This is a genomic window from Paenibacillus sp. JCM 9796 (genome assembly GCF_055379675.1).
This window is the reverse complement of the sequence record NZ_AP043723.1, coordinates 5,411,733-5,435,322: the sequence shown is the minus strand read 5'-3', so window position 1 is coordinate 5,435,322 and position 23,590 is coordinate 5,411,733. Positions and strand designations below refer to the sequence as shown.

The following is a 23,590-nucleotide window of genomic DNA, read 5'->3' as shown; positions in this document are numbered from 1 at the left end:
ATTTTAGAGCTGGTTAGCAATGGTTAATATCAGCTCTTATGAACAGAAAACGGACCGATACGGAACAAATTTTCAGCTTCATGCATGCTAACGGGAGGAAATAAGGAAGAGTCATACCCCGGTTCCATATCACAGTGCACTTCATGCTCTCTTGCCAAACTCATAAACAATTGACGAGAGGGTGTATTAGACGGCGATATCGTTGCCTCGATATAAGAGATGTTTCTGCAAATATCACGTCCCAGCAATGTTTGGATCATTGATTTAGCCAGTCCTTTTTTACGATGGGTTCCTGCCACAGCCACTTGCCAGATAAATAACGTGTCTTCCCTTTTCTGAGAACGAAATGCAGATAAAAAACCGACAATGCCGAAGTTATCCTCCGCTACAACACAAGTGTCTCGGAAATAATCACACAGCATGAGATAACTGTATGGAGAGTTGAGGTCCAATGATCCTGCCTGCCTGATTAATTCCCATACCTTTGCTCCATCCTCTGCTCCAGGAACGCGAAACCTTGTAACACAGTCTACTTGCATGGACTTGAGCACTCCTTCCGTTTTCATTCTCAAATAGATCGAAAACGCTTAAGAAACAATTGCAATCTCTCGGATTGAGGATCATCAAAGATCGCTTCAGGCGGACCCTGCTCCACAATTCTTCCATCGGCACCAAAGATAACTCGGTCGGCGATCTCTTTGGCAAAATCCATTTCATGAGTAATCAGCATCATCGCCATTTCTCCCTCTGCAGCAATTTCTCGAATAACTTCAAGGACCTCTCCAACCAACTCGGGGTCCAAAGCAGAGGTCACTTCATCAAATACCATCACTTTAGGGCGCATAACCAGTGCACGGGCAATGGCAACACGCTGCTTTTGGCCACCTGAGAGCATCGATGGATAGACAGTTAGCTTGTCATCCAATCCCACCTTGCGAAGCATTGACACCGCCCGCTGCTCAGCCTCTTCTTTGGACAACCCAAGCACTTTGCGAGGAGCCTCCGTCACATTGCGAAGCACATTCATATGGGGAAAGAGGTTAAAGTGCTGAAACACCATTCCCACATTCATTCTCATTTGGTGTAAATGTTTCTCATCGGCGCGAACCAACTGGTCCCTAACGCGCTTGTGCCAGAGAAGTTCCCCGCCTAGTTCGATCATTCCTGAAGTAGGTTCCTCCAATGTCATCAGCATGCGGCCAAGTGTCGTTTTTCCAGAACCGCTTGGCCCGATCATTGCCACTTTTTCGCCTGGATTTATCTCCAAATCAATGCCTTTCAGAACTTCCAGTTCTCCAAATTTTTTAGTCACGTTCGTATATTTCACAATCGGTTGCTTGGCTGCAGCATAACTGAGCTGCTCTACGGGCATAGCCAAATCCGCCACCTCCTTGAAATCAAACCTTTCGTAGTACTTATAAGGGCTAAAATTACTTTCCTGTTCGAAGATTCATTCGTTTTTCCAGTCTCCGTACGAGTAAGGAAGCCGGGTAACTGATAGCCAAAAATAATATACCGACCATGGTGTATGGTTCGAAAACTCTGTACGAATCAGCTACGATATTTTTGGCTGTCAGCATCAATTCAACCAATGTGATCGCCGATAAGATCGGGGTTTCCTTAAACATAACAATCAGGTAATTTCCCAAAACGGGAATAATCGGTGGAATAGCTTGCGGAAGAATAATATTTTTCCATGTTTTCATTCTGGAGAAATTAAGCGCTACCGCGGCTTCCCATTGGCCCTTGGGAACCGCCTCGATGCCCGACCGGTACACCTCGGACAAATACATGCTGTAATGCAAGCCCAGTCCTAAGATTCCCGCACTAAAAGCCGACAGCGAAATACCGGTCAGTACCGGAAGGCTGTAATATAAGAAAAATACTTGCACCAGCAATGGCGTATTGCGAATAAACCCAATGACCCCTTTTGAAGAAAGAGACACAATCCTCCATCGGGACCGTACTGCACCGGCAAGGAGCAGTCCTCCGATACAGGCCACGGCAAAACCGCAAAACGTAGCTGTAATAGTCATTTTCAAAGCTTTCAGAAGCTCAGGTAAAATTTCAATAACAAATTCCCAATCCCACATCGACTACATCCTCCCCGCCGTCAATTTCCGCTCCAGCATACGAACACCAAAGGAAACAAGAGCAGAAATGACAAAATACATGATAAGCAGGAGCCCCAGAATCTCCGATGTCCAGGAGATGTAGTTATTTCTTAAGACCATTGCTTGATAAGTTAAATCCGCCATCGTGATAAAGTAGACCAGCGAAGTAGATTTCACCAATTCAATCAGTAAATTCCCAAACGGCGGCAGCATTCGTATAAAAGCTTGAGGCAAAATAATGTGAATCAGCGTCTGCCAAGGCTTCATATTAAGAGCTATCGCCGCTTCCCATTGGCCCTTAGGGATAGCAATCATCGAACTGCGTACAATCTCGGAACCATATGCTCCGAAATTAAGTCCAACCGCGATCACGGCCGCCGTCATTTTAGGGAGTTCAATTCCTACAAAAGGAAGCGCAAAATACATCCAAAAGAGTTGTACCAGCAGAGAAGTTCCCCTAAAAATTTCGACATAAACCCCAGTAAGTGCGCGCACCCACCATTTACGGGACAACTTACACAAACCAGCAATAAATGAAGTTAAAAGTGCCAATACCGAAGCAAAAACAGCCACCTTTATGGTAATTTCTGCCCCTTGGAGCAGCGCCGGAAGAAAATCAATCCATGATTTCGGCATTATTGCTTACAAAGCTGTTCGGCCGTCATATCACCAGGAAGCTCTTGTTCGGTAAAGCCGAATTTCTTCAAAATAGTTAAAAGTTCACCCGATTCCTTCATTTTCTTCAACTCGGCGTTATAAGCTTTTTGGAATTCAGTATCGGCTTGGCGAAATGCAGTGGCGCCATAACCTCGTACGCTTTTACCCTCAATAACCGGCTGTTCAAAATCAGTGACCCGATCAATACTGTTATCTTTTGCAGAATCCAACATGGCTTGAAGCGATGGTCCCGTCATCGTGATCGCGTGAACTCTGCCAGCTTGCAGCGCGTTTACAGCGGATGCTTGATCGGGAACCTGCACAATGCGTTCCTTTGGCACTCCGGATGCCTCCAAATATCCGATTTCAATAGCCCCGGTCATAACGGCTACTTTAGCCTCCTTATTCCCTGCGATATCTTTATAACTATACAATTGCAGCGGATTCCCTTTTTTGACTGCAATCGCTTCCCCGATGCTGTACTCCGGATCGGCGAAAAGGACGGCTTCGCAGCGTTTGGGATTAACGAACATTCCGGCTGTTATCAGGTCGAATCTCTTCGCTTGGAGCCCACCGATCAACGATCCAAATTCGGTTAACTCCCCTTTCATTTCGTTAATACCAAGATTTTTTAATACAACCCTCGCAATTTCTACGGCTTCTCCAGTTAACTGCCCGTCTTCCGTTTTGTAAGCATACGGTTTCTCATTTGCAAAACCGACTGTGATAAAGCCCTGTTTTTTGGCTTCGGCTAAAGTTTTGCTTTCTACTGAGCCCGCTGATCCTCCTGACGAGGTCCCCCCTGCCAAACCAGTGTCATCGGATTTACCACAAGCTGCGAGTGAAAGCAGTAAAGTTATAAACAACATCATGACTACACTTTTTTTCATACGGCACGACAACCTCTCTTATAAATTTTGCTGACACGTATTACGCATCCAGGGCAAGTCAAATCAATAACAGAACCTCCTTTTGTACTTAATTGAACAACATTACTGCAGGATGTGGTGCAATCGTTTGATTGAATAACGAGTGAGTATGAACCACGAAGTGCTGCATTCAATTCAAGGGAAGATTCAGGAAGAATCAATAAGGTAGTTCATACTATAACAAACAAATCAACATCTAACAACCCTTAAATTAAAATTAAGTTGTTAGTTAGAAAATGGTTTATTTTCTTGAAAAGAAAAAAAAAGAGATTGCCTGGGCATTTAATGCCTTCAGACAGTCTCTCTAAAATACTCTTTATTTTATTCCTCCGGTCGGAATACGTTGATAAAAAATTCGGTCTTTTTCTGCACTTGCCCATCGCCCACAACTACGATTACGTCATTGGCGCCTAAAATGACATGAGGTCCCGGAGAAATCGATACTTGTGTGCCCCTTCGCAAAGCGACAATGGTCGCTCCTGTGTTTTGCCAAAATTGAAGATTTGCAATAGTCTTTCCTACTGCATGAGAATTTTCACTCACTTTAATTTCTGCGGGATGGTATGGCTTTAAATTTTGCAGGCGGTCTGACGTGGTGATGATCTCCGAAAGCAGGGCTTCAAACTTGCTGTCGATTTCCTTTTTCTGCAGTAAAAGCTGCTGCAAATCCTGCTTCAGGGAATAAACTGATTTCAAGTAATTATTACGGGTAACGTACTCATAAGCATTTTGATCAGATATAACAACAATCTCTTTTCCTTGTGAGACAGAAACGATATTCTCGTCCTTCAGCAAACCAATCGCTTTGCGTATGGTTTCCGGGGATACATTGTAATGACTTGCCAAAAGAGTTCTTCCTGAGATTTTGCTTTGAACCGGGAATTCTCCACTTACAATTCTTTGGGCTATATCAAGTGCTATAGACTTGTAACCTACTATCTCTTGCATTTTATTTTCTTACTCCTTGTTTATATAATCATCCAAGAACTTGGATATAGAATTTAGAATACTCCCTTTTCTGGGTAAGGTAAACCAAAAGTTCGCCATTTTTAAACAAATTCAGACAACCCGTTCTGCACGCGGGAAAATTAACGTTAAAAACCAACCTTATCCCACCCAGCTTAGCCCCATTTAACTCATAGCACACAGAAAAAGGAGCCGAAATCATTCAAACTCCTTTCAACATTGCTAGGGATGGACGGTTGATCGCATGACCCCGACTAGATTAGCCCATCAGTTTACAGTTTTGTATAATTGCTTCATATGGCAAACGAATGAGCGGTATAACATTCATCCGTTTGCCATTTCCTCCAACATTACCAATCTTATTTCTTGATTACGCTTGTCCAGAAACCCCCATGAAATTGTCTGGGCTCAATGACTATAATAAATGCCTTGGGATCAATAGAAAGAATTACTTTAAATAGTCTGGCCTGATTTTTTCGCTTAGACAGTATTTCCATAACCAGTCTCTCGCCATCCAGTCCCATCCCTGTCCAACAGGTCACTCCATAACCCTGATCACGTATTAATTGTGCCATGCTACTATCACAACGATTGCTGATTACCTTCAACGTAATATAGCCTAAGGCAATTTTCTCCTCTATCTATGCCCCGGTCAGTATTCCAATGGCGTAACCAAGCGCGTATACAAGAAGACTCGCTATTTGGTTTAAATATTGCAGTACCAGATTCAAACCAAGCACATAAATCGTAATTTCTAAGTTGTACCATTCAATCCCCCCTTGGGAATATCTTGTTTCCCATATCCCTTATTTATGCCAAATCACAATAAAAAACATTTCCTTTTAACCGTAAACTTAACATAATTTTCTGTAAAATCACAAATAATAGCTAAAAAGGTGGAATCACTAATGAAGAAAATTTCCGGCGTATTCTGGATTTCAATAATAATATCCGCTCTTTTTGTATTTTGGGGCGCAGTCTGGCCTGAACGTCTGATTCAGATCATGAACCAGCTCCAAGTCTTCTTTTTAGTGCGGTTTGGATGGTTTTATCAGCTAACGGCCAGCTTTTTTCTTTTCTTGGCGGTGTTTTTAATCTTTAGCCGTTACGGAAAAATTAGATTAGGTAAGGACAATGATAGCCCAGAGTTCAGCCGGCCCACGTGGTTTGCGATGTTATTCAGTGCCGGTATGGGGATTGGTCTGCTCTTTTTCGGTGTTTCGGAACCTATTTCACATTACGCAAATCCACCTATTGGTCAAGGCAGGACAAATGAGAGTGCCAAGATCGCCTTACAATACACTTATTTACATTGGGGTTTTCATGCTTGGGCCATTTATGCAACAATCGCATTAGCGTTGGCTTACTACAAATTCAGAAAAGATTTACCTGGTTTAATCAGTGTCACTTTATATCCATTGCTCGGTGAAAAAATCAAAGGACCACTCGGTGTACTCATAGACACGTTTGCGGTATTTGCCACCATATTCGGCGTTGCTGCCTCATTAGGTTTAGGAGCCGCGCAAATTAACGGCGGTATCAGCTATTTAACCGGTATTCCTAATAATTTTTCCGTGCAGCTAATCATTATCGCGATAGTCACCGTTCTATTCATTCTATCGGCCGGCACCGGTTTAGATCGCGGCATTAAATATTTAAGCAATGCCAATTTGTTTTTGGCGATTATTTTGTTCATCAGTTTTTTATTTCTTGGTCCTACCGTATTCCTGTTGGATTTATTCACTACGACGTTCGGGGGATATGTTCAGAATTTATTGTCTATGGGATTGCGTCTCGCTCCTTTTAATGAACGCAATGCCGAATGGCTCAGATCATGGACCATTTTCTATTGGGCCTGGTGGATTGCATGGGCCCCCTTCGTAGGCACCTTTATTGCGCGGGTGTCCAAAGGGAGAACTGTTAGGGAATTTGTGATCGCGGCTTTAATTATTCCCTCGATTGTGTGTTCTGTTTGGTTTGGAGTGTTCGGGGGAAACGGGATTTATATGGAGCACGTATTAGGCTTGAATGTTTCAGGTCAAACTCTTGAGACAGCATTGTTTTACATCTATGACCACCTTCCGATGTCGATGTTATTGGTCATCTTGACATTATTTTTAGTTAGCACGTTCTTTATCACCTCGGCTGATTCCGCCACCTTCGTACTGGGCATGCAGACGACCTATGGCAGCTTAAATCCTCCGACTTTCGTTAAAGTAATATGGGGCCTTGTTTTATCGGCCTCAGCGGTTATTCTGATGTCTTCCGGTGGATTACCGGCATTTCAGACAGCCATCATAGTTAGCGCCTTACCCTTAGCGATTATTCTCCTGCTTATGGCAGTATCCGTGCTAATATCTTTCCATTCTGAAATGGCTCCAAAAACTGGCCGGCCTGTGAAAAACGAAACCTCCTTGCATAATGAAACGGATGCTTCGCTGCCTAACAAACAAAAGGCTCGTACTTAGGTATTAACCAATTTTAGCGGAAGAACAATCCCCCTCCTGTCAACAACGTAAGTCCGTCTTAACGGATACTTTTTTCGCTATCGTCATGAGGGGATCATATCGCAATGCCATTAACCTGTTCCTTTTGAGATGAGACTTGAAATGCCAAAGTTATCACGCATGAGCGCCCCCGGATGTAAACAAACATGTTTCCTCGCCTTCATCGATTGTGTTTCCGGAACTTTGCATGTCTTTAAGAGCCTTATCTGCACCGCATGCACCAGTATAACAGTTTCGTGTTCCACGCGCTTAGATCACCGGATACCTCCAATACATCAGATAAGCTCGTTGCATACAGTTACCGTAGTTGCTCTGGCGGGCGAGGGTCATGCCCTCCTTATATCTTCTTTGCCCGCTGGCTGTTTTTCTGCCTTCAATTGACACCCAAGTTGTCCACTAACCTCTAACGTCGCCCACTCTACTTCACTAATATTGGCTATACCGGCTTGTCTAAGCCTTTGCTCTAGTTTATCAACCGATAATTTAACTTTCTTCATATTTTCCGGTATTAACTCCCATTACGAATTACTATTACGGCTTTACCGGTGATTAGTGTTTCAAGTCCGTCAACTTTCAGTTGAATAAATTCTCTCAACATCAATAGTAAAATAAGCATAAGCCATTGAAGGAAACACAGACTGGGCTTTTCTCAAAATTAGATCAATATTGGAAACTCGTAACCATTGTGATAACAGTTATCCGCAAAAGGAATTCGATTGGTCGCTTCAAATGCTTGTTGGAACCTCATGAAGGAGTGAGTGTTTGTTCCTAAAGAGGCATCGATGTGGCAAATAAGAACATGAATGTCTCATAAAAAGCAAAAAAAGCAGTCTCTAAGTGAGACTGCTTTTCCCCTTATTTGCTCTCCTTCTTTTTTAAGTCCTTCGCCCAATCATCCTGCACGCTTCGCTCCCACATCGGTACGCCCGAGCGGTACGCCGCTCGTCCATTCAAATGACCGGCCACAGGTGCTGTTATAAATACAAAGACGATGCCAAGCAGCAACTTGGCGCTTACATGCTCCAAAAATAACGCAAAATAAAGAAAAGCGCCGACTAAGATGAAAAGCACGCCTAACGTTGCGCTTTTGGTTGCAGCATGCGAACGCAGATAAACATCTGGCAGCCTGATCAGACCGAATGCGCTTAGTGCGCTTATCAAAGCGCCTGATAATACCAGCAATCCAATCAGAATTTCACCGATCTGAATCATCATCTCCGCTTTCAATGACAACACCTCTTTCTATATATCGCGCAAAGGCGGTAGTTCCTATAAAGGTCAAGATGCCTATGACCAAAATGATGTCAAAGTATGCATAGGTTTTTAGCAGCATGCAAATGACCGCGATCATGGATAGCAGCAGAACCCCGATCGTGTCCAGCGCGGCGATACGGTCCGAGATCGATGGCCCTTTCAGTAGCCGATACATACAGCCAACGATCGCAAGTGACAAAATGGCTAACGATAATAGCAGCAAACTAGACATCACGAGCGCGTCACCTCCATAATCGCCCTTTCAAACGTACCTTTGATCTGCTTAGACAGCTCATTCACATTCTCGATATCCATGGCATGAATATACAGTGTCTGGCCGTCCCGCGCCACATCCAACGTCAATGTGCCGGGGGTCAAACATATGAGGCAGGATAGAACGGTAATTTCCCAATCCGATTTAAGTTCCGTTTCTAGCGCGAATATGCCTGGTCGAACGGCAAGTCGGGGCCGGATAATTTGCATTATGACCACGAAACTGGAAATAGTTAGCTCTTTAGTAAAGAGGACAAGCAGCTTAACAACCGCCCATAATCGTCTCATATAAAAGTCATGCGGCCAGAATCGGCTAAGCAGTCCAATGCAAATGATCCCGAGCAAGTACCCGACCGTAAACCGTGGAGCCGAGAAGTCATTGTATAAGAACATCCAGACGAAGGCAATCGCCAGGTTTAACAATATTTGTAAGGCCATCTCTTCTACTCCTTCAGTACCGCATTAATGTAAATTTCCGGATTCATCAGTGTGTTTCCAGCCTCCGATACGACACGATATACCCACTCCGAGCCAAGTCCCATCAAGATCATAATAATAAACAGCCCCCCAGCCGATAAAAGCATCCCTTTAGAGAGAACCGTCTGAGGATTCGACGACAGTTTCTCTTCTCCCCAAAAGGCGCTTATAAATAATCGGACTAATGAATAAAGCACGATAAAACTGGATGCAACCGCGATACCAGTCAGCCAGAAATAATGCTCCTGTAAGCCTCCCTGAATGATGAGCAGCTTACCCGCAAAGCCGCTAAGCGGTGGAATACCCGCAATCCCTAGAGCGGTGATGAAGAGCATCCAGCCCATTGCCGGATGCCGCTTAATCATGCCGCCCATTTCCTTGAGCTGGCTCGTGCCAGTTACATGTACGATTAGGCCTCCCAAAATAAAAAGCATCGCCTTCGCTACCATGTCATGCAATAAATAAAAGACGACTCCGTCCATCGCAGTCTTAGTGGTCACTGACAGCCCAAAAGCAATGAACCCTACTGTAATGACAACATTATAGTTTATTATCCGTTGCACGTCCGAGTAGGCTATGGCCCCGAATGCACCAAGGATTATTGTAGCGGCGGCCATCCAAGCAATCCAGCTATGAGTAATAACCGGGTCGTGGTAGAACACGAGTGTAAAGGTCCGAATCAACGCATATAAGCCTACCTTCGTCAATAGAGCGCCGAATAATGCCGACACAGCTGCCGGCGGAACGCTGTAGGATCCGGGAAGCCAAAAGAAGAGAAACAAGCCCGCCTTTAGCGAGAAAACAATCATGAACAAAATGGCGATGACGTTTAATACGCCTTCTTGGCCTGCCTCTGCTACCCGCAGGGACAGGTCCGCCATATTCAGCGTACCTACAACGCCATATAAATAAGCTACAGCCGCTACGAATAACGTGGACGATAAAATATTGATTAAAATATATTTTAGCGTTTCGCGCAGCTGCCTTTTCGTTCCGCCAAGTACAATCAGCGCATAAGAAGATATCAGCATCACCTCGAAACAGACAAACAAGTTAAACAGATCTCCAGTCAAGAACGAGCCGTTAACCCCTACAAGCAGAAATTGAAAGAAAGTGTAATAATAATAACGTTCCCGCTGCTCCCCGACCGTACCGAAGGAGTAGAACAAACAAAAGGCTCCAACAATCGTTGTTACAAGAACAAGGAGTGCAGCCAGCATATCAGCTACAAATATGATTCCATGTGGCGGGAGCCATCCTCCCATATGCAGTGTTTGAATGCCTTCCGTTCTTACTTGATACAATATCATCCCTGCGGAGGCTGCTGTGCCCAATAAACTAAGGCTGCTAAGCCACCTTTGAAGCGATATCTTATTTTTGAGAAAAATAAGGACAGCAGCTGTACATAAAGGGATAAGAAGTGGCAATACAAGCAGATTATTCATCTTCCTTCCCCCTTAATTCCTCCATATCGTCCGTTCCCAGTTTCTGATAAGCCTTATAGGCAAGCACGAAGAAGAAGGACGTAACGCCGAAGCTGATCACAATGGATGTTAAAATAAGCGCCTGCGGCAGTGGATCCACATAGGACTCTGCCTTTTGCCCCAGCAGCGGAGCTGCCCCTGTTTTTAAACGGGACATCGTAAGCAAGAGCAAATGAACACCGTGCGTAAGGAGTGAGGTACCCAGTATAATGCGCAGCAGGCTTTTCGACAGCAGCAGGTACACGCCGACGGTGAACAGTGCGCCAATCGCAAGTGACATGTATAGTTCCATCTTTACTTATCCCTCCCTATCGCCAAAATAATCGTCATGGTGATGCCAACGACGGTTAGGTAAACGCCCAAATCAAACAGCATTGCGGTTGCCAATTCGGTATGGTCGAGCAGCGGCAGATTCCGATAGCCGAAGGTATGGCTAAGAAATGGCACATCAAACAAGAAAGAGCCTACACCCGTGAGTAAAGCGACTAGAATGCCAACAGCACTCACCTTGCGGAAATCGATCGGAATGACTTCACTAACCGTCTTGATGCCAAACGCCATTGCTAACAGTACGAATGCGGCAGCCGTCATCAGCGCTCCAATAAAACCGCCGCCAGGCTCATTATGTCCGGAGAAAAACAGGTACAAGGAAAACGTCAAAATGATAAATATAACAACCTTGGATAGTGTCTTCAAAATTACATCATTGCTTCGAATTCCATTGATCGGAAGCTTACCTCCACTCTCCCAATAACCAGGGGTAGCGGGTTCCTCCTCATGTTTTATCTTCAATCTGATTAGAGCATAGATCCCATAGGATGCAATACCAAGCACAACAATCTCCAGCATCGTATCAAAACCGCGAAAATCAACAAGGATGACGTTAACTATATTTTTACCCCCTGCGAGGTTGTAGCTTTCCTTAATATAAAAATCCGCTATCGATTCAAACGATCGGTTGCTGCTTGCGCTTAGAGCAAGTAAGGTCATTACCACGCCCACCCCAAGCGCGATTACGAAATTCGGCAGTTTAAAGCTCAATGTCTCAATCTCTTTCTTCAGTTTAGGCAGATGGTAGAAGCACAGAAGGAATAACGTAACGGATACCGTCTCCACGATCATCTGGGTCAGCGCCAGATCCGGCGCACGGAAGATGACGAAAAACAAGGTGACCATATAACCGACCGTACCTGTCAATATGATTGCAAGCATTCTCGTGCGGGCGAACGGAACGGCAATCACTGATAAGATAAGCGCGAAAATCACAACCGCTTCATATAACGACATCGGCGCATATTCGGAGAAGTCAAACCGCATATTCGCAGAGCCGCCCATTGTAATCGTAATAGAGACAATCAAAAACGCAAAGATATAAATCAAATAATGGCGAATGGAGCCCGTCATGTAACGATCTGTTAGACCTTTTGCTCCTTTATCCAGCATGTTAAGCCCGCCATCATAGGTTTTATTTAGGGATACCCCGCTAAATAACGGCCGGTTAAGCCACGTTACGCGATGATACAGGCGGTAAAGTACAATTCCCGATACGACAACGCCTATCGTCATAAATACTTCAGTCGTCCAGCCATGCCACATATGAATATCCGTATCGAATTGTTGTCCTGGCAGTAGCAGGGTCGGATGAATCGCTGCCATTGCCTGCTCGATTAGTGTGTACGACAATAAATTTGGAAACAAGCCGAAAACGACAGCGAGCGATGCCAGAACAACAGGAGGAAGAAGCATGCCAAGCGGAGCCTCATGCGGCTTTTTCTCCAGCTTGTCAAACTGCCGCTTCCCTGTAAACGTTTTGAATAACAATAACATACTGTATAAGAACGTGAAGATACTCGCAATCCAAGCAATAACTGGGAAGAACACGCCTATAAACTGCATATTAAAAACATCCAACTTCAGAATGTTAAGGACGGCCGTAAAAAACATTTCCTTGCTCAAAAAGCCGTTAAACGGCGGTAGTCCGGCCATGGAGGATGTCCCGATCAAAGCGATGGAGAAGGTCACCGGCATGACCGACATTAAACCGCCCAGCTTACGGATATCTCTCGTTCCCGTCTCATGGTCGACGATACCCACAACCATGAACAAGGCGCCTTTGAATATCGCATGATTGATAAGATGGAAGATACCCGCCATCGTAGCTTTCACGTAAAACAAAGACTCGCTTGTTCCGGAATAAATGGCTGCTGCCGAACCAAGACCGAGCAAGCTCATAATTAGTCCCAGTTGGCTGATCGTTGAAAAGGCAAGCAGTGATTTTAAATCTGTCTGCTTGAGCGCTCGATAAGATCCATAAATCAAGGTCACGATCCCCGTTCCGGAAACAAGCCAAAACCAGACTGCTTCGCCAGCAAATATCGGGCTAAGCCGTGCCACCAAATACAATCCCGCCTTAACCATAGTTGCGGAATGTAAATACGCGCTTACCGGCGTTGGTGCTTCCATTGCATCCGGCAGCCAAATATGAAACGGGAACTGTGCAGACTTCGTGAAGGCCCCCAGCAGAACAAGCAGCATCGCAGGACCAAATAAGCTGTGCTCCGTTATCGTGTTTACATTCGCGAGAATTTCCCTAATGCTGAATGTTCCTGTAATAACGTAGAGCAGCACGAACCCGCTTAGCATCGCCAAGCCCCCGAACACGGTAATTAGCATTGATTTTAAAGCGCTGTACCTCGACTTTTCCCTTTGGTACCAGAAAGCGATCAGGAGGAAAGACGAAATGCTTGTCAGCTCCCAGAATCCGTACAGCACAATCAGGTTATCGGAAAGCACTACCCCGAGCATAGCTCCCATGAATAGGAGCAAGTAAATGTAAAACTGACCGATCGCTTCTTTTCTTTTGTTCAAATAAAAGATCGAATACAGAATAACTAAGGAACCGACCCCCGAAATCAGAAGCGCAAACAGCAGACTGAGCCCATCCAAATAAACGGTAAAATTCACTCCTAGTGAAGGGATCCACGGTACCGCGGCCGTTAATCGCTCCCCATCCTGAACCTCTGGCAACCGTACCAGAAAATAAATAAATATCAAAACGGGTGCAGGCAAAATAAACCATCCGGTATGGATGTGCGGCATCATTTTATTCAGAATCAGGCTGCCTAACGCGAAAATAAAAGGCAAAAAAATAACAAGATGCAACAAATACAAAGTTCATCCTCCTTAATCAAGCGTGTTATACGTATTTATCATTTCCAGCTTTGAGTAAAAGTAAATCTATACTGTCGAACAGCTAAAAAACGCAAAAAGAGCCCGTTGTTGGCAGGCTCCTCCGATTAAAACTTATATTTAATTTTTTATTTGCTGTTGCTAAGTATATCGTCCCAACCTCGTGTTGTCAAAAATATCTTTACGTCTGAGGAATGAAAGATGGAGATATAGGGGATTACTCTTAGGAAAGAAAGGAGACGAACCTCATGCTAACGCGAAAAATAACCGTTTCAGCTATCGTATTTGTACTCATCCTCATGGCGGGAGGCGCATGGAACCATCGTATGACCAAACAGCGCTCCAATGGAACTTATATGTTTCCCTACAATTACACGTTTAACATCTATTCAACCAGATATTCTACAATTACGATAGACCTCTCCTATCCCTTTTCTCCGAGGGAATATGTAAGAATCATTCATAGAGTGAAAAATGAACAAGCTCCTTATATACTTCAATGAAAGACTGGATAGGCTATAATAAGCAGGCGCGGTCATTATCAACGGGACGAGGATATATTGATTGAACTTGGATAATGTTCTTTTTCATATTCCATATAATCACGTACGTCAAGAAGTTGTAAGCCTGTATTTGCAGTGAGAAGCCTAGGCAACTCCGTTATTTTTATTAAATGAAAGTCTCTAAGCGGAACATGTCTGCGATAAGCCCAAACTCCCATGTCAGCAATCAGGACTGTAGATATTAATCTTATATCCATAGCATAACATAAACGGATTGAGCATAACTGCCTCGTTACTTTTTTGTAAAAAGGAACAGTTGCCTGCCGCGGCAATCTGTTACCTTATTTTTAACTATCGTTCTGCGTTACCAAAGATTTCTTAAATCGATTCCGTCGGAAATGAGATCAAGTTCTTGTCAAAATCGGGATTGAGATCAAGTTCTTGTCATTGGCTCGTGACAAGAACTTGATCCCATAAAATACAAAAGCCGCGACTATTATTTAAGCTTCACGAAAATTCCTTTTCAAATGAGATTCTTGCTTGCCTGGATTAATATAAATGCCAGCCAAAAAAATCGGCTAACACAAGCATATATTACAAATAAAAATATACTTGATAAATAGGCATATTTGATATGTTTTTATCAGTAAGTAGCAGGGAATAATGTTTGTGTCGTGTCGGGTGACAAGAACATAAATCTCATTACTTTATTTCCTCCATAGCTTCGATTGATTTTAGTTGATTATCGCCGGCATATTTGTTTTCTGTTGCCATAATTTTATTTCTCTTCACTTTAGATATTTGTAAAATCGATTGGGAATTTGCCTCCGCGACTAACAAATCACCGTTATTTCCGAATGATAGTGCAATGATCATTAGCTGCGGCAAAACCTTTTCGAAATAATTTCCGGAATCGCTCGACAAATATAGCCCTTCTTTTGTGCCAATAGCGATTGTTTTGTCATCCGTCGTCAATCAGCTGCCTTTACAATAAGTGAGAACCAAGCTATGGCCAGTTCTCGAAAATGGCGTATAAAAAAATGGAGCTTAACAAGCGCGGACGACCTCTCTCCGACGTTTCCTCTAACTCATGGAAAAACGGATAATGTTTGTGTCGCAAAACGAAAATCGGATCACGTTTGTGTCGTCCGACAGTAGTTCTATGTATGTGTCTTGTCTTGTGTCACAATCTATTGTTATGTTTTTCTTGTTTTATTTTTCACTTCTTATTAGACCTTGATCGACCGCATAGCGTTTAACCTGCGGCGGCCATTTACTCCGTGGGAAAGTTTAACATATGTTCTTTTCTAAAATCGGCAATCGATGCGGAAGACGGATCCCATTCACGTACCAAACATGCCACCCGTTCATGCCTTCGTGTCGACGGGTGGCAACGTGAATGGAGATATGTATGAAGTCGCTTTATTGTTTTGCCGGATCTTTTTCCGGCATGGTGAACTCGCCGACTTTCTCTATCAATTCAAATTTTACTTTGCCGTCTTTCATCACGTTTTTGCCGGCATAGAATGTTTGAATCGGGTTATTTGTTTTCGGATCGATCACAATGGTGCCGCGCGGGCTGTTGATCGCAATGCCTTTAAACGCTTTCAATAAATCATCGCTCTTGACGCTTCCACCCGTTTTTTTGACCGCTTCGGCGAACGCTTGAGCCGCATCATACCCATATACCGTATAAAAATCCGGCAGCTTGTTGTATTTGGCTTTAAAGTCGGCGACAAATTTTTTATTCGTTTCATTGTCCAATTCAGGGTAATAATGGATCGTGTTTAAAATCCCTTCAGAATCCGCTCCGGTCGGTTCGGTGATGAGCACATCGCCGAATTCCCCCGAAGAGGTAAGCGGAATGTTGCCCTTCAGCCCGAACTCTTTGTATTGCTTGATAAACCGGATGCCGTCCGCGCCTGGCATGAAGTTGAAAACCAATTCCGGCTTCGCCAGCTTGATTTGATTCAAATAAGTGGCGAAGTCATTCGCCCCTAACGGTGGATACGCTTCTTCCACGATTTTACCGCCGTCCGCGACGAAAGCGTCTTTAAAAGCTTGGGCAACCTCGCGTCCCGCCGGGTAATCGCTAGCGACGATATAAGCCGTTTTGCCGACATGCTTGGCGAAGTAGGTGCCTGCAGGCGTACCGCTCATCCAGTTGGAGATGGAAGTGCGGATCATGTAGTCGTTCTTTTTCGACCAAGAAATATCGTTGGCCGCCGCAGTAACGATAATCATCGGCTTCTTCGCCTTTTTTACTTCCTCGGTCAGAATGTAAACCACGTTGCTCAACAAGGGACCGAGAACGACGTCCGCCTTATGGCTCTCAATCAGTTGGCGATACTTTCTTACTCCTACTTGCGGATTGCCTTCGTCGTCCTCGAACTTAAGTTCCACCTTGCGGTCGCCGATCATGTAGTTATGCTGCGCAAAATACAGCTCGATGCCATTTTTGGCGCTTTCCCCCGGCGAAGCTTGAGGACCCGACAAGGACAGCAGGCCTCCAATAACAATGGGATCTTTGCCGGAGTCAGATACCCCGCCACCGCTACCGGAACCTGCAGATTCTTCAGCTCTCACGTTATCCGGTTTCATTGTGGAGCTGGCACCACAGGCGCTGAGCAGCATTGCCAAAATCACTGTAGCAACTATAGCCAATCTTTTAGTCATTCGTAAGTCCTCCCCCAACTTAAATATTTTTTTGTTTGGCTGTGCTCAAACAAAATAATGTTAGACGATCACAAATATAATTGGAAGCGCTTTCATAAAATGGTGAAAATACAGCAACAACTCTCTTCGTACATACTTTAATCCCGATTACATTTTGCTGTATGCAGCCGCCAAGCGTTGCCTTTCTGGCGACTGCAGTTTCGGTTTTCCAAAACTAGCCGTGAAATTGCGGTTTGTGCAACTTCACAACTGTTTTTTGGTTCAAGCAAAAAATACGATGAAAAGGATCAAAGGCCCTTGCACCTTATGCAGTCCAATCGTCTTTCAATAATTGCCGTAATTTAACTCCTGCGTGGAAAACCCGCAGAACATCGGGAAATTTTTGACGACCTTTTTGATCTCTTCCGATGAGACTGCCGCCAGTTCTTCAAGACGGCGTATTCTCGTTTTTTCCGCCAATTCCTTCGCAGTGACCATTTGTCCAAGCTGTTTGTAGAGCTCCGGCCCCCACTTCCTGCCGAAATCGACATGCATTCTTTCATCAGCGATATCAAATTCCGTCTGAATCGCAGAGAGCGCATCGCCGAATTTCCAAAAAGACTCTGCGCTTTTCCGTTTTTTGAGAAACGAGCACGGCTCGGCGATCATCGTTAAGCCGGAATACATGTCCGACAACCATTCATCGGTCACTTCCTTGCCGGGCGAACCTTTCACATATCTGAACTCCTCAGTGGAAAATCCTAGCTGTTTAAGTCTTCTGACGCCCATCTCGGAATGACGCATTTCATCCCATATGTGGCGCGCCAAATCGTAATAAAAATCGAGCGGCATGTTCTGAAAGCCGTAATACGCATAGCACAGAGCTTCGGCAGGACCGATTTCCGTGGAGTTAATGTAGATCATCTGTTTGACGCTATCAAAAATGGGAGACATCAGCGGGTCGGAAAAGTTTTTGTTCGGCTGAAGCGCTCCTTCGAATGCTTTATCTTCGTTCCGCGTTTGCGGTTTATATATAGGGAATCTCGGATCCCACGCCGAATCCATGGGTATAGGACCGGCCGGATTTTCCACCGGATGAGCCGGCCACGCGGTCTCACCGGCCCCCCTCTGTTCAGACACCCGTAAAAGATGCCAGACGACGGCGACATACTCTCCCCATAACTGCGTTTTGTTATCCCCTCCCTTATAGTCGACATGCGCAATCTGGACTTGTTCACTTGCCCAGTTCAGCATGTCAGGCAGCTCGATATAAACGATTTTCAGCTGATCTACGGTCGGAGCGTCGATCAGCGGATCGAGCTTTTGCATGAATTCGTCATATTCCGCATGCAGCCGCTGCAAAACAAATAAATAGCTTAACAAAAACTGATCATGGTTTTCCGCCGTAGACAGTCGCTCGAACGCTTCGCGCACGACCGGCGGCGAACCTTGCGCATCGTTGAACGAACCCGGCAGCTCGCTGATGCGGGTATGAAGACATTTTACATTGCGGTTGTGCAAATAAGAGAAACGGCCCAGTTTGAGTTTCATCTCGTAGTTCGACACACCCGGCACCCATCCTGCAGTCATCCGCGAAAGCTCGAATTCAAACCACAACAATTGTTTTAAATGTTCGACGGTATCGGTAGGTCTTAAGAAGCGGCTGTCTTTATATGCGATGGGGTCGAACATGTCATTTTCAACTTCGGTCAAAACAATTTTCTCATCCATTGAAGTTGCTCCTCTCCTACAGTTGGTGTTTTTCCTTGTTTCAAGTATAGCCAATATCGCATATTAATCGGTTGTGGTAAAATGTCGTTAGATTGCGGTTCGTGAATGGAGGGAACGTCTATTGAAACTGATTGAAAATTTGGAGCTGGGACGCAATTGTTTTGTTCTTTCTTACCAGCATGAAACAACGGAAAATCAGTGGGAAATGTTTCACGCCCATCAGGGAATCGAATTCCACTATATACATCAAGGCGACGGACACATTATATTGGATCAAAACATACACCGTATTCAATCCAGAATGCTGGTGTACTACCAGCCGTATCAGCTTCATAAAATCAACATGGATACCTGTCCGGATTCGCCTTACGTGCGGACCACTTTTGTGTTCGACCCCGTCATCGCCGACCCCTATTTGAAACCGTTTCCATCCTTGCGTGCTTTCTTTCAGTATCTTTGGAAAAAGCGGCTTTCCATGCAATTCATAGACTTGCACGAGAACGATAAAGTACTTGAGCTGTTCACCGAATTCCGGGACAGATTGGAAACGGCCGGTGCATATGAACAGCAAGAGGAAATGGTTATATTTTTGATATCTTTATTACGGTATTTGCGCGGTATTATCGGGCCTAAGCTTGACACTGCTTCCTCCAAAAAGCGGGAAACGCGGCATTCGGAAATGATCATGGAATGGGTCTCAGCACATTACAGGCAAGAGTTTGCGCTTGAGTGGCTCGCTTCCGAACTTCATTTATCCCCTTACCATATTTCTCATCTTTTCCGTGAAGAAATGGGCTGCTCAATTACCGAGTATATTATGGTGAAAAGATTGAGAGAGGCATGCTTGCTCTTGTCGACGACCTCTTTATCCATAAAGGAAATAAGCAGAGAAGTCGGTCTTAATAGCGACTCTTACTTTTGCCAACTGTTTCGAAAACATATGGGCGTTTCACCCGCCAAGTATCGTACTGCATCCAAGAAAGCGTATGCCTACAAATAGCTTTGACCTTAACAGGTTATGGAATTCATTTACTTCCATCGGGAATGGGATAAAGTTCTTGTCACCCTACAGTAGGTAAGGCCCAGGGGATTAGCGCTGCAGCTTTTCGTTCGTTTGTTTAGGGAACAAATGTTTACCTTAAACGAGTATGAGGCTACAGCATGATTCCGCGGCAGCCTCATTATGTCGTGCTCTTGCTTTCTGAGAAACGATTGTCCATTGATAAAAAATGTTGGTTAAACTTTTTCATTAACTCCCTTTGTTTCTACATCCAAATAATTAACTATAGACTAGCTCTTTTTTGCTTAGACCAAGCGTCTCTGCTGTTGAAGTATGAATTTCGTGCAGAAGCTCTGGATTTTCCATTAGTGACACGCCATAAGAAGGAATCATTTCTTTAATTTTCGGTTCCCACTCTTTCATATGTTGCGGGAAGCATTTTTTTATTACCTCAAGCATAACGTGAACAGCAGTAGAAGCACCTGGAGAAGCACCTAGTAATGCTGCAATCGAGCCATCGGCGGCACTAATAACTTCCGTACCAAATTGAAGTGTACCTTTGCCGCCAGCTTCAGTATCTTTGATAACTTGCACACGTTGGCCCGCTACTACTAAATCCCAATCCTCGCTTTTGGCGTTCGGGATAAACTCTCGTAACTCTTCCATGCGCTTTTCTTTCGATAACATTACTTGCTCGATCAGGTATTTTGTCAATGACATGTTTTTTGCACCTGCCGACAACATAGTTACGAGATTATCCGGTTTTACGGAAGTTACCAAATCAAACATGGAACCGGTTTTTAAAAACTTTGGTGAGAAGCCGGCAAACGGTCCAAATAGCAACGATTTTTTATTGTCGATAAATCTTGTGTCAAGATGCGGTACAGACATTGGTGGGGCTCCAACCTTAGCTTTGCCGTATACTTTTGCATGATGCTGCGCTACAACTTCCGGATTATTACACACCATGAATATTCCGCTTACCGGGAATCCTCCAATATGTTTTCCTTCAGGAATACCGGATTTTTGCAGTAAATGCAGGCTTCCTCCCCCGCCTCCGATAAAGACGAATTTTGCAGTATGGCGTTCGACGTTACCGCTATCGAGATTCCGCACTTTCAATTCCCACAAGCCGTCGCTAGTACGTTTAATATCATTAACACTATGTTTGTAGTTTATATCGACGTTTTTGCTCTTTAAGTGGTCAAACAAAATACGCGTTAAAGCACCAAAGTTGACATCAGTTCCAGAGTCGATTTTTGTTGCCGCTATAGGTTCATTCGATGGACGGTTTTGCATAATAAGCGGAATCCATTCCATCAGTTTTCCAGGGTCATCGGAAAATTCCATCCCTTGAAACAGAGGATTATTTGACATCGCTTCAAAACGTTTCTTTAAAAACGTTACATTTTGTTCCCCTTGGACCATACTCATATGAGGCAATGGCATGATAAAGTCCTGTGGATTATGTATCAGCTTGCTGCTTACAAGATAAGACCAGAACTGCATTGAAACCTGAAACTGTTCATTAATTTTGATAGCTTTACTAATATCTACAGATCCATCCGGTTTTTCGACCGTGTAGTTAAGCTCGCACAGTGCCGCATGCCCCGTTCCCGCATTATTCCATTCGTTAGAGCTTTCCTCTCCTGATTTTGAGAGCTTCTCAAATACTGTAATTTCCCAGTCCGGTACTAATTCTTTCAGAAGTGTCCCCAAAGTCGCACTCATGATTCCGGCACCAATTAAGATAACGTCTGTTTTAGTTTCTCTGTTGCTCATTTTTACCTTCCTTATACCTTTAAAATTCGCAGAAAGGATGCAGGCGCTCCTGCTTAGGAGTCACACCAAGCCAAGGCGCGATCTAGTCATACACCTTTTCTGTCTCGATTATAATCCTATAGATTAAAATATTTATATACTATTATATGATAGTTATAAGGTATACGACAAGAAGTGCGGCAAAGAAACCTTACCGGATAATCCTTATAGCGTGCAAATCAGCTTCCACTATAGCTAGTTTTTGTAAAAATAGGTGTTACATTGTATTTGCACATATGTCTTGGCCTTCTTCTTATATTGTTATACACAAATATTAGTGCTATTTTGATTTAGTAAAAAATAAGTGCCAGATCCCTGTTTGGGATTTGTAAAATAAAAAGGACTAGATAATCTAGTCCAATCCAATCAATACTATAACGGTCCAAATAGCAACGATTTTTTATTTTCGATAAATCTTGTGTCAAGATGCGGAACAGACACACCATAAATATTCCGCTTACCGGGAATCCTCCAAATATGTTTTCCTTCAGGAATACCGGATTTTTGCAGGGGTACCCTTTCGTAACATCAATGCATCGGATTCATCGACGCATGGTTGACGACGACGCGGCGGATGAAGAACGCCGTGGCCAGACCGATCAGCGTCACAATCATCGCGAACAAGAACACGTTCTGGGAGCCTAACGTCATCGCGTTGGCCATCTCGGTCAGCTCGGTCGGCGCGGGGGAGTCGTGCAAATAATTCTCCATGCCGCTCATAAGGATACTGATCGCGATCGCCGTGCCGATCGCGCCTGCGACCTGCTGCAGCGTGTTCATGACCGCCGTGCCATGCGGATACAGCTCCGGTGGCAGCTGGTTCAGGCCGTTCGTCTGCGCCGGCATCCACACCATGGAGATGCCGACCATTAGGCCGATATGCAAGGCGACAATGAAACCGACCGAAGACGCCGGCGTAATGCCGGAGAAAAACCATAACATCGCTGCAACGACGACGAGGCCGGGAATGACGAGCCACTTCGGCCCATATTTGTCGAACAAACGCCCCATGTGCGGCGACAGGATGCCGTTCAGCGCGCTGCCCGGCAGCAGCATGAGCCCGGCGGCGAACGCGGAAAGTCTCATGCCGTTCTGCAGATACATCGGCAGAATAATCATGCTCGACAAAATAATCATCATACACGACAGCACCATAAGCAGCCCCACTAAGAACATCGGGTACTTGAAGACGCGCAGGTTCATCATCGGCTCGCGCATAAACGTCTGCCGCAACGTGAACAGCGCGAGCGCTGCCAGCCCGATAACGATCGATGTGACCACGATCGCGCTGGTCCAGCCTTCTTCGCCTTCGCCTGCCTTGCTGAAGCCGAAGACGACGCCGCCAAAGCCGATCGTGGACAATGTGACGGACAGCAGATCGATGCGGGGCTTCGTAACGTCGGTGACGTTTTCCAAATACTTCAGCCCTATCAACAGCCCTATGACCAAAAACGGCAGCGAGAGCCAAAAGATGTAGTGCCATGTTAAATATTCGATCAGGAGACCCGCCACGGTCGGGCCGGTCGCCGGCGCGAACATAATGACGAGACCGACAAAGCCCATCGCAGCCCCGCGCTTCTCCGGCGGATAGACGACGAGAATCGTATTGAACATGAGCGGGATCAACAAGCCCATACCGGCCGCCTGCAGTACGCGAGCGACCATCAGCATTTCGAAATTGAACGCGAGCGCCGCGATCAATGTGCCGATGATCGAGCTCACGAGCGAGCCGATGAACAGCTGTCTCGTCGTAAACCATTGCAGCAGCAGCCCGGTCATCGGCATCAGAATACCGAGCGTCAGCAGGAACCCTGTCGTCAACCACTGAGCGGTCGCGGCAGAAATTCGGAACACGTCCATTAAATTACTGATCGCGATGTTGAGCGCCGTCTCGCTGAACATGCCGACGAAGCCGCATATGAGCAGCGACGCCATGATGGCCCGCGTGTTGTATTGTTTCTTCATCGCTCCCACTTCCTCATCAGAAAAATGTCTATTTGTACGAGACCCTGTATTCGGTCCGCTCTCTG

The 23,590-nt window shown here is 45.0% G+C and carries 23 protein-coding genes and 1 pseudogene; 2 read left to right on the top strand and 22 right to left on the bottom strand.

From position 1 onward, the window contains the following. Positions 1-29: 29 nt before the first annotated feature. The 8 genes from ectA to ACZ439_RS26100 all read right to left on the bottom strand — a co-directional run bounded on the left by ectA (position 30) and on the right by ACZ439_RS26100 (position 5,406). Positions 30-539, bottom strand: a complete 510-nt coding sequence (gene ectA / locus ACZ439_RS26135; RefSeq protein WP_464620393.1) for a diaminobutyrate acetyltransferase — start codon at positions 537-539, stop codon at positions 30-32. Positions 540-568: 29 nt separating this feature from the next. Beyond that, on the bottom strand, positions 569-1,372 hold the full coding sequence (gene ehuA / locus ACZ439_RS26130) for an ectoine/hydroxyectoine ABC transporter ATP-binding protein EhuA (RefSeq protein WP_464621176.1): 804 nt from the start codon (positions 1,370-1,372) through the stop codon (positions 569-571). A 58-nt stretch (positions 1,373-1,430) separates the two neighbouring features. Further along, positions 1,431-2,093: an ectoine/hydroxyectoine ABC transporter permease subunit EhuD gene (ehuD, locus tag ACZ439_RS26125; protein WP_054796206.1), complete on the bottom strand. Its 663-nt coding sequence runs from the start codon at positions 2,091-2,093 to the stop codon at positions 1,431-1,433. Between the two features lie 3 nt (positions 2,094-2,096). Further along, positions 2,097-2,750, bottom strand: a complete 654-nt coding sequence (gene ehuC, locus ACZ439_RS26120; RefSeq protein WP_054796207.1) for an ectoine/hydroxyectoine ABC transporter permease subunit EhuC — start codon at positions 2,748-2,750, stop codon at positions 2,097-2,099. Next, entirely contained in the window at positions 2,750-3,661 is a 912-nt protein-coding gene (gene ehuB / locus ACZ439_RS26115; protein WP_464620392.1) for an ectoine/hydroxyectoine ABC transporter substrate-binding protein EhuB, read from the bottom strand. The genes ehuC and ehuB overlap by 1 nt, the downstream gene beginning before the upstream one ends. Before the next feature lie 360 nt (positions 3,662-4,021). After that, entirely contained in the window at positions 4,022-4,648 is a 627-nt protein-coding gene (locus ACZ439_RS26110) for a TrkA C-terminal domain-containing protein (protein ID WP_464620391.1), read from the bottom strand. A gap of 377 nt (positions 4,649-5,025) precedes the next feature. Next, positions 5,026-5,163 (bottom strand): DUF2179 domain-containing protein, encoded by a 138-nt coding sequence (locus tag ACZ439_RS26105; protein ID WP_464621175.1) that lies wholly within the window; start codon positions 5,161-5,163, stop codon positions 5,026-5,028. A gap of 144 nt (positions 5,164-5,307) precedes the next feature. Further along, positions 5,308-5,406 (bottom strand): hypothetical protein, encoded by a 99-nt coding sequence (locus ACZ439_RS26100; RefSeq protein WP_464620390.1) that lies wholly within the window; start codon positions 5,404-5,406, stop codon positions 5,308-5,310. A 168-nt stretch (positions 5,407-5,574) separates the two neighbouring features. Between ACZ439_RS26100 and ACZ439_RS26095 the strand changes: the two genes are divergently transcribed. Next, positions 5,575-7,134: a glycine betaine uptake BCCT transporter gene (locus ACZ439_RS26095; protein WP_464620389.1), complete on the top strand. Its 1,560-nt coding sequence runs from the start codon at positions 5,575-5,577 to the stop codon at positions 7,132-7,134. 365 nt (positions 7,135-7,499) lie between these two features. On the opposite strand, the gene ACZ439_RS26090 is transcribed toward ACZ439_RS26095, so the two are convergent. From ACZ439_RS26090 to ACZ439_RS26040, 11 genes are all read right to left on the bottom strand, one after another. Beyond that, complete coding sequence (locus ACZ439_RS26090; protein ID WP_464620388.1) at positions 7,500-7,670, bottom strand: YetF domain-containing protein; 171 nt, start codon at positions 7,668-7,670, stop codon at positions 7,500-7,502. Between the two features lie 358 nt (positions 7,671-8,028). Continuing rightward, on the bottom strand, positions 8,029-8,385 hold the full coding sequence (gene mnhG, locus ACZ439_RS26085) for a monovalent cation/H(+) antiporter subunit G (RefSeq protein ID WP_464621174.1): 357 nt from the start codon (positions 8,383-8,385) through the stop codon (positions 8,029-8,031). After that, positions 8,369-8,659, bottom strand: a complete 291-nt coding sequence (locus tag ACZ439_RS26080; protein ID WP_464621173.1) for a Na(+)/H(+) antiporter subunit F1 — start codon at positions 8,657-8,659, stop codon at positions 8,369-8,371. The genes mnhG and ACZ439_RS26080 overlap by 17 nt, the downstream gene beginning before the upstream one ends. Then, on the bottom strand, positions 8,659-9,138 hold the full coding sequence (locus tag ACZ439_RS26075) for a Na+/H+ antiporter subunit E (RefSeq protein WP_464620387.1): 480 nt from the start codon (positions 9,136-9,138) through the stop codon (positions 8,659-8,661). Before ACZ439_RS26075 ends, ACZ439_RS26080 begins: the two co-directional genes overlap by 1 nt. A gap of 5 nt (positions 9,139-9,143) precedes the next feature. Continuing rightward, on the bottom strand, positions 9,144-10,622 hold the full coding sequence (locus ACZ439_RS26070) for a Na+/H+ antiporter subunit D (protein WP_054796210.1): 1,479 nt from the start codon (positions 10,620-10,622) through the stop codon (positions 9,144-9,146). Next, positions 10,615-10,953 carry a Na(+)/H(+) antiporter subunit C gene (locus ACZ439_RS26065; protein WP_054796211.1) on the bottom strand — a complete coding sequence of 113 codons (339 nt, stop codon included), beginning with the start codon at positions 10,951-10,953 and terminating at the stop codon, positions 10,615-10,617. Before ACZ439_RS26065 ends, ACZ439_RS26070 begins: the two co-directional genes overlap by 8 nt. A 2-nt stretch (positions 10,954-10,955) precedes the next feature. Then, complete coding sequence (locus ACZ439_RS26060) at positions 10,956-13,832, bottom strand: Na+/H+ antiporter subunit A (protein WP_464620386.1); 2,877 nt, start codon at positions 13,830-13,832, stop codon at positions 10,956-10,958. 559 nt (positions 13,833-14,391) lie between these two features. Next, positions 14,392-14,571 carry a rhodanese-like domain-containing protein gene (locus ACZ439_RS26055; RefSeq protein WP_464621172.1) on the bottom strand — a complete coding sequence of 60 codons (180 nt, stop codon included), beginning with the start codon at positions 14,569-14,571 and terminating at the stop codon, positions 14,392-14,394. A gap of 484 nt (positions 14,572-15,055) precedes the next feature. Further along, positions 15,056-15,328, bottom strand: coding sequence for a hypothetical protein (locus ACZ439_RS26050; RefSeq protein ID WP_054796212.1), 273 nt, complete (start codon positions 15,326-15,328; stop codon positions 15,056-15,058). 447 nt (positions 15,329-15,775) lie between these two features. Then, a complete protein-coding gene (locus ACZ439_RS26045; protein WP_464620385.1) occupies positions 15,776-17,029 on the bottom strand; it encodes an ABC transporter substrate-binding protein in 1,254 nt (417 codons plus the stop codon). A 324-nt stretch (positions 17,030-17,353) separates the two neighbouring features. Continuing rightward, positions 17,354-18,739: a hypothetical protein gene (locus ACZ439_RS26040; RefSeq protein WP_464620384.1), complete on the bottom strand. Its 1,386-nt coding sequence runs from the start codon at positions 18,737-18,739 to the stop codon at positions 17,354-17,356. Between the two features lie 121 nt (positions 18,740-18,860). Here ACZ439_RS26040 and ACZ439_RS26035 point away from each other — a divergent pair, with 121 nt between their 5' ends. Further along, positions 18,861-19,739 (top strand): helix-turn-helix transcriptional regulator, encoded by an 879-nt coding sequence (locus ACZ439_RS26035; protein WP_054796215.1) that lies wholly within the window; start codon positions 18,861-18,863, stop codon positions 19,737-19,739. Between the two features lie 279 nt (positions 19,740-20,018). Here ACZ439_RS26035 and ACZ439_RS26030 read toward each other — a convergent pair whose 3' ends face one another. From ACZ439_RS26030 to ACZ439_RS26020, 3 genes and pseudogenes are all read right to left on the bottom strand, one after another. Next, a complete protein-coding gene (locus ACZ439_RS26030) occupies positions 20,019-21,521 on the bottom strand; it encodes a malate:quinone oxidoreductase (RefSeq protein ID WP_464620383.1) in 1,503 nt (500 codons plus the stop codon). A gap of 417 nt (positions 21,522-21,938) precedes the next feature. Further along, positions 21,939-22,070 (bottom strand): annotated as a pseudogene (locus ACZ439_RS26025) (malate:quinone oxidoreductase); the annotation flags it as partial. An 18-nt stretch (positions 22,071-22,088) separates the two neighbouring features. Next, complete coding sequence (locus ACZ439_RS26020) at positions 22,089-23,525, bottom strand: DHA2 family efflux MFS transporter permease subunit (protein WP_054796216.1); 1,437 nt, start codon at positions 23,523-23,525, stop codon at positions 22,089-22,091. Positions 23,526-23,590 lie beyond the last annotated feature (65 nt).